This is a genomic window from Bacteroidota bacterium (assembly GCA_018816945.1).
GTDB lineage: Bacteria > Bacteroidota > Bacteroidia > Bacteroidales.
This window is the reverse complement of the sequence record JAHIVC010000104.1, coordinates 1-13,272: the sequence shown is the minus strand read 5'-3', so window position 1 is coordinate 13,272 and position 13,272 is coordinate 1. Positions and strand designations below refer to the sequence as shown.

Here is a 13,272-nt window from a genome sequence, read left to right as displayed (position 1 = left end):
AATGGAAAAATCAAGGCGTTTAGGGCCGTGTTCAGAGGGATCAATGATATTGCATTTTTCATCTATCGTGTTTCACTAATATTTGCTTAATGAATTTCAACTCTCCACCTGTTTTATCTGATGAGCCTGTTTTACTGATTCCCATATTTCACCATCGTTTGAAAATGCTTTTGGATATTGCCGCTTTGTTTCATCGAACAAATAAGGAAGAATACAATTTTTACTGATATAATCGGTAATATCTTCCTTGGTGTAATAAGCACCCATATTTGAACGGTCGTTGATATACTTTTCAAAAATATATCCGATTACATCTGGGTTAATATCCTTACCCGAAGCAGTAATACGCGTATCAAGATGCCATTCGTACTGGTCGAAAAAATCAAAAATCCGTTCAAATGCTTTGTCTTCAATGTCAATGGCTTTGTACATTTTCTCCAACTCATGCTCATCAAACAAACCACCATTGAGATAAGGGATTTTGCCAATTTCAATTTTTACTTCATCCTTTTGCTTTGCTTCATTTAAGCCCTGATGAAACAACACCAACAGGAAATCCCTGTAAAATGAATAAAATTTATTTTTCCCTTTCTTTTCCTGGCTTGCTTTTAATTTGTCACGCAAATAGTTTTTGTTGCTATCAAGAAATCCCTTTTTCTGAATGAAATAGCAAAACATTAAGCGGTTCAACATTAAAGAGGCATACCATTCCTGATTGACCTTTTCATTTATGCCTTTGATAAAACCAAGAAAGGAGGTATGTTCTTTCTTAAATTTGTCGTAAAAAGCTTTTGTAACTTTATCAGCATTTGCATGAAAGTTTTCGGTCATCCTACCCTTTACGTCAACAATGGTAATTTTATCTTCTTCGTCCATCTCAAAGAAAATACCCGAAGTCCTTTGGTATAATAATTCAGGGTCTTGTAAAATATGATAACGTGTTTCTGTAACTTTTGTGGGTTTGCCCGATTGCCTTACAACCAATTGCCAGATTTGCTCCTGGTTCTTTGCATCGCAGAAGATTATTAAATGTTCCTGAAACAGCTTGGTTACTTTAGTTTCAATTTTCTTGCGGATATTATAATCCGGTATTAATCCTTTCTCGGTTGGATTGCATAGAAGAATTTTAAAACCGCTTTTCTCTGCTACTGCCTGAAGTGTAAATGTAATATCATCAACAATAATAGGTTGCTTTGTTTTATCGTTATTCCAGCCCATTTCATTAAACAACTCACGAAATTTATACTGTTTAATGTAGCCGGAAAAATCTTGTTTAGTTATTGCCATAATTATTTATTTATAAGCCCTAAAGAACAAATTATCTGAGGTTCCTTGTTCGGCATTTCGTCAATATTTACAATGCAAAGTTTATCTTCCTCACGTAAAGAAACCACCAAATTAACAAGGTCTTCATCTGATATACCTGCTTTAAGTTGACGGTTTAATGTTTCTCGTGCAAACTCTTTAAAAGGATATTTGTAAATATCATCAACAGCTTTTTTTAATGCATCATTTACAAATAAAGTATTCTCATATTCTTTGCAATACCTGTCAAGGCGCATATAAACCCTATATTTTGCCCCTGTTTTTTTTCCAAGAGAACCACCGGTGTTTTTTTCATCGTCACGGATATATTCAATTCCTTTCTTAACAAGTTCATGATGATTTAAAACCTTATAGCAAGGCTCAACCTCAGAATTACAAGCAGCAGCTTTTAATATGGTCAATTGCGATTGAGTTATAATTTCTCCTTTGTTGTTTACCCATGCAAGAACATCATTTTCATCATAGGTGCGTGTATAAACAATAACTCCCTCTTTTTCCGCACTTAATTGATTTGGTTTGGTTGCATAGATTACATTCGGAAGATTTGGTATTGTTTTTTTCAGTTCGGGAGTTTCATCTGTTGCATTTTTCCAGATTTGAAAAGCAAAAGATGCTAAATCAACTTCACTGTCACCATCTTCCTCGTCAAGTATTCCTGATTTTTCATTATACAAATCCTCAATGTTTATTGGATCTCCATCAAAGAATACTTCATCTGAGCCAACAACCTCAGCATTTTGGCGGATTCGATTTGTTAGTCTGTGACGAAGATTGATAATTTGTTCAATCCCATCTTCTGGTAAAAATGAGTAGCAAATTATTTCATCTGCTTTCTGCCCGATACGGTCAACACGACCAGCACGCTGAATCAATCTTATTATTGCCCAGGGCAAATCATAATTCAAAATAATATGAGCATCTTGCAGATTCTGACCTTCACTTAGCACATCTGTCGATACCAAAACCCTGATATCATTCTTTGAAACAGGAATCTTATTACTTAATGGACTAAAGCGCTGAGCTAAAACAGTCGGATTCTCACTATCTCCTGTAACATGCTCCAAATTCTCAAGGTTTCGGTTCTTTAAATGCTCTGATAAATAGTAGGCAGTATCCGCAAATTGAGTAAATATCAAAACTTTTTCAGCTTTGTGTTTTTCAGATAATAACTTGTACAAAGCATTTAGTTTTCTATCTTCATTCACATTCCAATCTTGGCCGATTTTTAGAATCTTGATAATATCAGTACAGTCCGTAGCAAGTTGTTTGAGTAAAGCAGGAGCAAAAAACTCACTTCTAATCCAGTCGAATTGATGTTTAAACTTACTGCTTGAATAAAGGTCGTAAACCTTAGAAGCTTTTTTCAAATACACTTTTTCATCGAGAATAAAACTGATGCTATTTTCTTCTTCCCCATTATTGTCAGTATCATTATCCTCTAAAAAATCATCCAGGTTTTGTGAAATGTTTTTACCAATCGGAACAGGCAAATTATTCTGAATAGCATAGAAAAAAACATAATTTCGCAAAATGTGTCTGCTCAAAGAAATTAAAAATGAAAAACCACTACTTTCAAGCCTTTTGAAAAGATTTGTCCTGCAAAATCCCATTAACCGTTTGCCAGCACGGGATAGGTTTGCAATTATTACTTCTTCTTCTTTAGTCGGCTTGATAGCTGGTTTTTGTAATATGTAATTTCCTAAACCATAACGAGGCAAATCAAGACCGTTTATAGTATCAACAACTGTTTGGGAATATAATTTTGCATACTGGTCTTTTGGGTTATCAGGATCAAAGTCGAACTCAACCTTTTTTGGAATTCTGTCTGGAAAGTATGACCTTGTTCCATCTGAAAACGTCAAATATTTCCGGTTCTTATCAGGGTCGAATTCGGCATAATTTTCTTTTATGAAACTTCGGGTTCTTCTAACAAGATAAAGTCTCATTAATTCACGCCAATCGTCCGCATAATGGCTTTTTTCAAAAGCTTTGATACTCCTGATAAAAGTTTCTGTATGCTGTGCTGAAAATTGAACTTGTCCGCCAATATTGTTAATGTAGTTCTCCGGACTTATACCCAAATCTTTATCATCGGGAATAAAAAGTCTTAGTTGATTAGATAAGTCCAGATAAGATTTATTATAAGGCGTTGCTGAAAGCAAAATTACCTTGCTGTCGTTTTCTTCAAGATAAGCTTTTATTGAACGGTAGCGACTGCCTTGATCGTTACGTAAATTATGGCTTTCGTCTATTATTACAAGTTTATACCTTCTTAAATCTGGCAGTTTACGTTGAACTTCACCAATTGAAATTACATTAGCTTTTAAATCATATCTGTTGATATAACCTGCCCACATCGTTTTTAGATTTGGCGGGCAAATAACAAGTGTTGAAAAGAAAAAATCTTCTTCAAATATTTTTGCTAAGGCACAAGCAGTAATTGTCTTTCCTAAACCAACAACATCTCCAATAAAAACACCTTCACGACTATTCAATTTCTTTGCTGCAATAAGAACGGCTGCCTGTTGAAATGTTAATAGTTCTTTTCTAAATATCGTAGGGATTTTAAATTCATTTAATCCGGCTCTCGCTTCTTGTGAAAGATGATAAGCCATTTTTAAGTAAATGTGATATGGTGAAACCAAACGGTCTGCTGCCCAACTATTATCAATTATTTCAATAAGTTCTTCCGTAATATCAATGCACCAGCGGTCTTTCCATCTATCATCAAACCATTTTGATAGTTTTTTGGCTGCATCCTGATCCATTACATCAATATTCAATTCTCCTTGCTTAGCAAGCCCAGCAAGCGTCAAATTACTACTGCCTAAAAATCCAACAATTGGCACTCGTTTATCTTCACTATAAGCTAAATACAGTTTTGCATGTAAAGGATAGCGTAGATGAAGCTTTACGACTACTTTTTTATCTTTCATCTGTTGACTTAACTTTCTTAAAGCCTTTTCGTCTGCATCTGTTGGAGTTCCAATTGTAAGTTGGTCTTTAAATTCCTGAGCTAAGCGTTTTTTTAATTTTACAGCTTCGTTTTGGTCAAGAATGTAATCTTCATCTGATTTAAAATAGTCACGCAGTATGTCAACCGGTAATTTTTGCATACCAACTAACAGTCTGCATATTCTTGGATATTCATCTTTTTCTTCAGCGACTATAGAGCCAGTAAGTGTATCTATTTTATCAGCAATTTCTTTCCAGCCACGTAAATTGAAATAACCTACACAAAAATCTGTTCTTTGCGAAACCTCTAAAGTTTCATTTAGACCTTGTGTAAGGTGGTTTTCAATATTGTCGTAAATCTTTGGCATATATTTAATTAAATTTCAAATTTACTAAAAGCGCTGGCAAAATTGCACTCTTTGACAAAGCTTTGGTTGCAGCATTGGCTCGTGGGGCTTTGGCAATCCCGATTAATCGGGCCAAGTCGTGTGCAATGTGGGTCAGCAGAATTCAAAATTCTTGTGCGGTGGGTAAAAAAATTAAAACACATTCGGGTCGGCAATGAGTGTCGGGTTATTTGTCTGTCAGTTTCGTTTTTCATTTCAAGTTAAATATTCCATTTACATTGTCAATTTGCTGTGTCGTTGTCTTTTTTCCGCTTGTGCATAACGGTTTAGCTATGCCCAGTAAGGGATTTTATAGCACTTCTTTTTCAATTTATTATTAAATTTCATTACTTGCATTTACATTCAATTTACAACTAAAACCCTTATTGGGTATAGCTTTTGTTGGCAGTAGTACTTCATTCAATCGTAAGCATTAATTGACTATTTAATCCAATCATACCCAACATTTTCTCATGGTAGCATGAAACATTTGATAGTATAATTACAGCATTATTTTTATTGGGATTAATTGTTATGGTTGCCATATATCCAGGTGTTCCTCCGTTAGCTACATAATAGGTTTCTCCCTGATAATATTGCACAGCCCAACCCAAAGAAACAGAATAAATATCATTTACATAGAATAATTGTTTTGCTTGAGAAACAAACAATGAATCATCATTCATACAGGCTTTTGCAAATACTGTCATATCAACTGAGTTTGATAATACACCACTAGCACCAAGTAACTTACCTGAATCCCAATGAGGAGCATCTTGTCCATTTGGTTTAAGTCCAATTACCTCGATTTCTTTTATCTTATTCGTGTCAGATGTTGTGTAGTTTAAATCATATCTGGCGCAAATTCGTTCTTGTAATAATCGTTCAAATCCCCTTCCAGATTGTTTAAGAATAATATTTGTAAGTAATCCGTATCCAATATTTGAGTATTCCCATTTTACTCCGGGAGTAGAAGATAAATTCATTTCATTTTCTAAAAACTTTAAAAATTCTATTGAATCAAATCCTGACCAGCTATCATAAGGTGATTCTCTTAACATTTTCATAGTATATTCTGTTTCTCGTGGGAGTCCTGAATTGTGATGCGCTAAATTCAAAATAGTAATTGCAGTATCATTTAATGATGATTGTCTCAACTTGTTATCAAAGAAATTCTGAATCAAATCTTTTATATTCAACAATCCTTGATTTTCAGCATCAACAAGCAATAATCCTGTAAATGCCTTTGTAATTGAGCCAATTTCAAATATTGACTTACTGTTCTCAATCTGATTATAAATTCCATTTGTTTTTTTGATTCCAAAATGGTAAACAGAATCATTTTGAATAATTGTGAAGGCAAACTCAGTATTTTCAGGCAAACCAGAGCAATATTTCTTTATTGTATCTAATCTTGTTTGGGTAAAAACAGAACTTGGGGTTAAATTATACTCTTCTGTTCTCTTTTTGGATTGATTACACCCAACAAATAAATTAATTAATGCTACTATGATGAAATACTTCTTCATTTTTTCATGTATTACTGCCAACGTTTTATGGTATGGTGACGTGCGGGAGTACGAAGCTATTATCTATCAGTTTACACCGACTTTTTTTACGAGCCACGAACGCTCGAAACCCTCTGAAACCCGCATGCACTATACCATGTGTTAGGTTTTCGTGCATTTTTCCAAATCTAATAATAATAAATCTTCCCCGATATTTACCAGAGAAGATTCTAAAATTATTCCGTCATTATTTACTATATCATTTTCAATGTTAGTGTGCCGAGTGTCCAGCACCTTGCTCAGCAATATCATGAATAGCTTCAATAGTATGGGTGTAATCAACATATGCTTTTACATATTCGCGTCCTTTTTCCGGAGAATCATTTTTCACTTTGTCAAGTGCTGCTACTTTTTCATATTTCTCCCTTATCACTTTTCCAATATGGTTGTTTAACTTTTCGAGGAATTCATCAATATCTTTACTTTCTAAAGCTTGGTCACTTAGTTGAATAATTTTCTTCGTAGTTCCGGCAGGTTTTAATCCTGTGTATGGAGCTCCTTCTGTTTCCCTGTGCAGACGCACAAGGGTTTCAAAAAAATGTTTTTCAACAATGGCATAGACTTCTTTGTCACCAGACTTCAAAGTATATGTTTTATTGAACAAAGAAATAATTTCTTTTTCCTGTTCAGCAGTAATCCATTTTAGAACTAAATTAACGTTGTTTGTTTCAAGTGCTTTAACAGCGTCTTTAATTGTAGGGCCGTCATAGGAGTCGCAATGGGCAGATGCCGGAAGTGAACCGAATATCATAAATAATGATACTAATACAAGCGATAGGATTGTTTGCAAACTTGTTTTACGGGTTTTAAGAAGACTCATTGGAACTTCTGTTCTCAAATTCATTTCTGTTGTTCTCATGATAAATTTTTTTTAATCGTTATTACTAAATTATGCTGAGACAAAAGTATGCTGAGAAATATCCCGGTGCGACCTACTTCGTAATGTAGTACCTATTAGACACAAATTTAAAGTCCTTATTTATGAAATAGGACTTGCATAAGCATATATTGTTTTGAAATGGAGCATTCTATGTTTGTTTCTTATATTCACTTGGGGTTAATCCGGTTATTTTTTTAAATACCCTGTTAAATGCCGATTTCGTATTAAAGCCACTATCGAAAGCAATTCCTAAAAGGGACAAATTTTCAAACTCAGGATTACCCATCCTTGATTTTACTTCATTTACCCTGTATTGGTTAACAAAATCGAAGAAGTTAACATTAAACTGTTCATTTATAACACGCGAAAGATGATGAGAAGGTATGTTAAGTTTGCTCGCTAACGCAGGGAGTGAAAGGTTGGCATCCAGATATGGTTTTTCTTTGCTCATTAAATGCCGTATTTTGCTTACATATTTTTCTGCATCAGCCTCTTTCAAAACTACACTGGCATACTTCGTCTTCGGTTCCGTTACATATTCGATGCTGTTATCATGATATTGAATAAAAATTTCCTTTTGCTTTAGGCCGAAATACCCAATTAAGATGATAAAAACGGACAAAGAAAGAGATAAGCCGTGCGTACAAAAAACCCAAGAGAACATTCCGAAAACATGATGGACAGTGGTAAAAATCATTAATACTGTCCAAATAGCCCCAAAAGTATAAACAAGCTTTCTTAACCAGTCGAGGTTAACATCCTCATACGATGAAAAATTATTGAAGATATTAATGTCCAATTTCTTAAAAAGCAGGATGGATAAAATAAAATAGAATGGCCCGGACAAAACTGTAAGAATCAGGAATAAATTAAACAGTAAAGGAACCCCATGTTCACTTTCCACATGGTCTAATCTTATTCGTTCCGATATTTCCGGTAAAAAGGAAGCGATAACAATAAAAAGATTGAATAGTATAAAAGGAATAAAATGTAACAGTTTTTTCCTATTGAATTCAAATTTTTGTTCAATCAAAGCAGAAATATATAAAAACAAGAATGGCCCATGAAGTAAGAGTAACGAAATAAAACTTGCTGAAAGGAGGTGAAAATCTATAAATAGTTTATTTGAAAACAAAGCGTATATGCCTGTGTATAAACCCAAATAAACTAGCCAATAAATCAGGATTTTATCATGTAAGGCCTTTTTTTTCTGCATAACTAAAACTGCAAAAAACAAGGCATTGAAGGCAGCTATCAAAAAAATGTATTTCATTGTTTGTTTCTATAAAATTCTGCTATGTCTATTATTTGCAGAATGTTTTTTTGCATGAAACCTAACGGTCACGTATATGAAACGTTTGGCATTTCGAAGCACTTTCCTGTCAAGTTACAAGTGCCTATAATACGAGCTGAAATGCTTAATAACGCACTGACTGCCAAATGTTTTATATACGATGTTGGCAACTGGTGTTCATTCATATCTGTCTGTATGTCATTTGTTTAGCTTTATTTTCTTGTCATTATCAATCTGCACCAACCTATCAACGAAGCACAAATTTATTTTGTTTTTTTGAGCGTGGACAATCCTAAAACCGTCCTGAAAGGCGGTTGCTTGGGCTGGAGAGGCGGAAGCTCTTTTGCAAGCCTTTGGTTGGAGCGTTGGCTCGTGCGGGGTTGCAAATGTGCTTACGGCAGTGTGTAGGGCATATTTGATTTAACATTAAAAACTATATTTCAATTTTAACATAAACATATTGTAATCCTTCAGATTCGAAAACAAATTATCTCCTTTGCCATCAAAAATTGTGGTTGCTAAAGTGATTTCTGAATTAATAGTGGCTTGGTAAGCAATCTCAGGCATATACACAAGGGCATAATTATCTTTTATATTATTCCAGTCTGTAACTATGAAACCACCACCAATAGGAGCTACTTTTAACTTTTCATTGAAAAATTTCTTTTCGTACCGTAAAAAGAAATAGTCATTCAGGTTTTCGGCTCCTCGTTCGTGAATAAACCCGTGCATGTATTGAAGATTAAGATACGAACCATCCGCAAAATTGTAATCGCCACCAACAACAAATTTAATGTAAGGCTTTGTTTTGTCTAAAATTAATGAATCCTGAGTTACTGGAACGGGTGACAGCGGATAAAAAGCAGACAAATCATTGGTCATGATTACGTCTTCATCGGGAATAAATGCTGCTGCCTCGGCCCAAAAACCAATACCTGCAATGCTTGTAGCCAAATCTGCACCAATAATATGTGTTCTTGCAAATGAAAGCTGAGAATTGATAGTTATTCCGCCAAACGCATCAACAGGGATAAAAGTATTTCTTGTGGAGAAAGGTAATCCGTCATATCCCCAAACATAGCTCAGGGAAAAATCAACACCTTTTGCAAAACCTTTGAATTTTAAACCCGCTGTTGAACTTTCTCCCAAATTATAGCGCGGCATCATTAAAGTATCAGATAAACCTTTTAAGACCATGCCTTGTGGTAATTCTAAATTAGGGGAGAGTGCGTTTGCAAAAATACCAACAGGCATATTCGCAGGTTGGAAAAAAGGAATAAAAATCCCTTGAAGCGAGAAGTCACTGTTTATGTAGTAATTTAGGTTAATAGCATCAGAACCACGACGACGACCAAAATCTAAAATGTCTTCCAAATCTAATGGATTAAGGTTGTCTGTTGGATTTAATTTATCGGCAGTTCCCCAAACAATGCGTTGACGACCAATGGTAACATCTAAATTTTCAGTAAGAAAACCGTATAACTGAACATACGCTTCCCTGATTTCAAGATTATAAGGGTCAATAATCCCTTTATTATAAAGGTCAGATGATGAATTAATACCGGGCAGGCCAATATTACGCAACCAGACTTCGCTGTAAAATTTTGAATTATCGGTAATTCTTTTGTCAAGTTTTAAAGTCAGACGGTTTTCGTTCCAAGCCCAATCGTTGGGTGATTTAAGTAAAAAACGTTGGTCGGTTAAAAGTTCACCTGACAGTTTAAGGCTGTTATCTTCCTGTGCATTAGTTACGCTTGAAACGGAAACAAGCAGAAGCATAGAAAAAAATAAAATTCTTGTTTTCATAAATCTATATTTTTTTTGATTTGATTTCTAACGATTTTTGTTAACAAATTAAAGCTGTTAAACGCCGCTAATGCAATTTGATGCCCCTCCATAACAAATTCTTTAACGGCTTGCGATTGTGAGGTTTTATCAAATTTGGTTGGATGTTTTAGTCCTTCGAGCATCACATATTTAACTTTTTTTCGTGTGCCATATAGTAAAGATTAATCAGGGTTTCTACCCCAAATTTTGATGCTTTCATATCTTGCAAAATTGACAGTACATCCTTCTTTAACAGTGCCCTTTCGCCAGTGAACGATTTGAACGGGTTGATTTTATAGTTAATCAGGGGCTCTGTTGCCTGGCCTAATACCATATCTGCCTCGTTGTTAAAAATGGGACTGATTAGCTGCTCAAAATGCTCCTCTTTTAGGTTAGACAAATCGGCATCAATGAAAACAATAATTTCTCCTGTTGAATTTTCTACCCCGGTTGCCATTGCATAACCTTTCCCTTTATTCTCAGGAAGTGCAATATATTTAAGTGAGGAGAAATTCAAAAGTTCACCTAAAATTTTGGCCGTACCGTCTGTTGACCCATCGTTTACAACAATTACCTCATCAAAAAAGTAATCGCACACGGCTGTTACTACTTCTTTGATTGTTTTCTCCTCGTTATACGCACAAATTATTGCTGAAATTTTACTCATTGTTTCACTCTTTTAGAAATTTGCTTTTCTACAGATTTTAGCAAAAGCTCATAATTTTTAAAGGCTGTATAGGCAATTTCAAAACCTTCGTTAATATAGCCTGTTGTTGCCTTAAACGCAGACATTTTCTTGTACTTATCCTTATGTGCCATCCCTTTCAACCTGATAAACTTTATGGATTTGCCAATAGATATGTAATAAAAATACAATAGGGTTTCTACACCAAAACGTGATTCCTTCATTTTATCAAGAATTGGTATAATATCTTCTTTGTATAAAGCTCTTTCGCCTGTCAATATTTTTAAAGGGTTTATATCCTGATTTAAAATATTTACAGTAGAATAGCCTAAAACCATGTCCGATTCTTCTTTTAATAAAGGATTGGTTAATTGATTAATGTATCCCTGAACAATGTTCGACTGGTCGGCATCAACAAATAGCATAATATCAAAGATTGAATTTTCAACACCCACCGCCATAGCGTAGCCTTTCCCTTTGTTTTCTGCTAAATGGATTGCTGTTATCTCAATCTCTTTCTGCAGCTCCTCAATTATTTTCTTAGTACTATCTGAAGACCCATCGTTAACTACAATAATCTCACTAACAATTAAAGATTCTGAAACTGAAAGAATGACATCTTTTAGCGTTTTCTCTTCGTTATATGCACATATTATTGCTGACACCTTTTTCATATTGCGTTTTTTAAGTTATACACCTGTTTTTTTACAAATTGTGCCCAATCGTGGTGCGACCTTGACATATCGAAGGTGTTGTATGAAATGGGCTTGCCTATTTTAACCCTTATGGTTTTATTTCGTTTGTTAAATAGTTCATGAGGCAATAGAACTAATTCTAAGGTTTTACTTATTCCAAAAGTTTTTCGGGCGATATATATAAAATAAAAAAGAAGTGAATTTCGCCCGTAGAAATAAAACGGAACAACGTTACGCTGATACGCAACCGCTTTAATAAACCCTTTTTGCCAATCACTATCCTCAACTTTTCCCTTTTGAATCCTCGAAACAAGACCAGCGGGGAAATGAGTGATAGGGATATCAGAATTAAATACTCTCTCCAGCTCTATAACATAATCCCTTGGATTCGCTCCAAAAACATTTACCGCAGCAATATTCCCTTTTAAATGGGGTATAAGCATAAACACGTTGTTGCCGATAGCCTTAAAATCACCGTATTTGTTAGCAACTGTGCTTGTTAGAATTAGGCCATCAACAAATCCAAAAGGATGATTTGCCACAAAAAAGCATTTACCGTTTTCGGGCAAATTCTCAATTCCTTCAATTTCAACTTTTATATTTAGCTCCTTAATTATTTTGGATAAAAAATCAACTCCTTCGAAATTTGCGTAAACAGATAGAATTCGATTTATCTCATTTTGCCTGATAATTAGTTTAATCAGGTAAATTATAAAGTTAGGTAAGCGTTTCAGTAGCTTTGAATCGCTTGCTTTTATAAGCCTGTGAATATTGATATATTCTTTTGATAAATCCATTCCCTTATAGGTTTTTATAATAATAATTTATTGCCTCTTTTGCTGCATTTTTCCCCAACTCTATCAATTCTTTTGTCCTGTAAAAATCAAAGGTATTTGCCGAATCGTATGGTATATTAATTATCATATCGGGTTTATGTTTCTCGATGCTCATTTTTGCAATCCTATGTATCATTGCCGATGTAGTACCGCTTAGAAGTGAGTAGTACCCTGCACTGTGCTTGTCACCGGTTATAATTAAGGTCGATATGGTGTTCATCAACCTGTTTAAGAATCCATTGTTATTATTTGATTCTTTCGGAATATCAGTTTTTTTGTCACCGTACAAATTCACTACTATCAGCAAATCTCCATTCTTACGAGACACGTATTCAACAGGAATTGGATTCAGAACGCCACCATCAACAAGAATGGTATCAGTGTATTTTACCGGCGTAAAAACTGCCGGGATTGCAACGGATGCACGGGCAGCCTCATAAAAACTTCCTTTGGTAAAAACTACTTCTTTTTCGTGGAGTATATCAGTAGCAACGGCAGCAAAGGGGATGGGCATATCTTCAATATTCATATCGGGGATAAATGTCTTCATTTTATCAAAAACCCGCTCACCCTTTAATAAACCATTAGAGGCAATTGTAAAATCCATAAAGCCCCAGATATCCCTTTTGTTAAAGGAGCTTACCCACTTGGTATATTCCTGTATTTTTCCCATGGCGTAAAGCCCTCCCATAACCGCTCCTATGGAAGAGCCTGAAACGGATGTAATGGTAAACCCGTGTTTTTCCAGTTCTGAGATAACCCCGATATGGGCAAGACCTCTTGAGCCCCCGCTTGATAATACCAATGCTACATTCTGTTT

General features: G+C 34.8%; 10 protein-coding genes. All 10 read right to left on the bottom strand.

The genetic code is table 11. The features are described 5' to 3' along the window. Window positions 1-96: 96 nt before the first annotated feature. Window positions 97-1,287 (bottom strand): hypothetical protein, encoded by a 1,191-nt coding sequence (locus KKG99_17535; protein ID MBU1014800.1) that lies wholly within the window; start codon window positions 1,285-1,287, stop codon window positions 97-99. Between the two features lie 2 nt (window positions 1,288-1,289). Then, the gene (locus tag KKG99_17530; protein ID MBU1014799.1) at window positions 1,290-4,649 is read right to left on the bottom strand and encodes an NgoFVII family restriction endonuclease; all 3,360 of its coding nucleotides are present in this window, start codon (window positions 4,647-4,649) and stop codon (window positions 1,290-1,292) included. A gap of 434 nt (window positions 4,650-5,083) precedes the next feature. Continuing rightward, window positions 5,084-6,196 (bottom strand): beta-lactamase family protein, encoded by a 1,113-nt coding sequence (locus KKG99_17525; GenBank protein ID MBU1014798.1) that lies wholly within the window; start codon window positions 6,194-6,196, stop codon window positions 5,084-5,086. Window positions 6,197-6,446: 250 nt separating this feature from the next. Continuing rightward, complete coding sequence (locus tag KKG99_17520; GenBank protein MBU1014797.1) at window positions 6,447-7,094, bottom strand: hypothetical protein; 648 nt, start codon at window positions 7,092-7,094, stop codon at window positions 6,447-6,449. A 169-nt stretch (window positions 7,095-7,263) separates the two neighbouring features. Beyond that, window positions 7,264-8,388 carry a helix-turn-helix domain-containing protein gene (locus KKG99_17515; protein ID MBU1014796.1) on the bottom strand — a complete coding sequence of 375 codons (1,125 nt, stop codon included), beginning with the start codon at window positions 8,386-8,388 and terminating at the stop codon, window positions 7,264-7,266. Window positions 8,389-8,835: 447 nt separating this feature from the next. Further along, a complete protein-coding gene (locus tag KKG99_17510) occupies window positions 8,836-10,215 on the bottom strand; it encodes a hypothetical protein (GenBank protein ID MBU1014795.1) in 1,380 nt (459 codons plus the stop codon). Window positions 10,216-10,378: 163 nt separating this feature from the next. Then, a complete protein-coding gene (locus tag KKG99_17505) occupies window positions 10,379-10,903 on the bottom strand; it encodes a glycosyltransferase family 2 protein (protein MBU1014794.1) in 525 nt (174 codons plus the stop codon). After that, complete coding sequence (locus tag KKG99_17500) at window positions 10,900-11,595, bottom strand: glycosyltransferase (GenBank protein ID MBU1014793.1); 696 nt, start codon at window positions 11,593-11,595, stop codon at window positions 10,900-10,902. Before KKG99_17500 ends, KKG99_17505 begins: the two co-directional genes overlap by 4 nt. Beyond that, the gene (locus tag KKG99_17495) at window positions 11,592-12,413 is read right to left on the bottom strand and encodes a glycerol acyltransferase (protein MBU1014792.1); all 822 of its coding nucleotides are present in this window, start codon (window positions 12,411-12,413) and stop codon (window positions 11,592-11,594) included. Before KKG99_17495 ends, KKG99_17500 begins: the two co-directional genes overlap by 4 nt. Window positions 12,414-12,417: 4 nt before the next feature. Then, the coding region (locus tag KKG99_17490; GenBank protein MBU1014791.1) for a patatin-like phospholipase family protein at window positions 12,418-13,272 on the bottom strand (855 nt) is incomplete at its 5' end.

Coding starts and splice junctions, on each gene's coding strand:
- KKG99_17535 (MBU1014800.1), bottom strand. CDS start 1,287: ATGGCAATAACTAAACAAGATTTTTCCGGCTACATTAAACAGTATAAA.
- KKG99_17530 (MBU1014799.1), bottom strand. CDS start 4,649: ATGCCAAAGATTTACGACAATATTGAAAACCACCTTACACAAGGTCTA.
- KKG99_17525 (MBU1014798.1), bottom strand. CDS start 6,196: ATGAAGAAGTATTTCATCATAGTAGCATTAATTAATTTATTTGTTGGG.
- KKG99_17520 (MBU1014797.1), bottom strand. CDS start 7,094: ATGAGAACAACAGAAATGAATTTGAGAACAGAAGTTCCAATGAGTCTT.
- KKG99_17515 (MBU1014796.1), bottom strand. CDS start 8,388: ATGAAATACATTTTTTTGATAGCTGCCTTCAATGCCTTGTTTTTTGCA.
- KKG99_17510 (MBU1014795.1), bottom strand. CDS start 10,215: ATGAAAACAAGAATTTTATTTTTTTCTATGCTTCTGCTTGTTTCCGTT.
- KKG99_17505 (MBU1014794.1), bottom strand. CDS start 10,903: ATGAGTAAAATTTCAGCAATAATTTGTGCGTATAACGAGGAGAAAACA.
- KKG99_17500 (MBU1014793.1), bottom strand. CDS start 11,595: ATGAAAAAGGTGTCAGCAATAATATGTGCATATAACGAAGAGAAAACG.
- KKG99_17495 (MBU1014792.1), bottom strand. CDS start 12,413: ATGGATTTATCAAAAGAATATATCAATATTCACAGGCTTATAAAAGCA.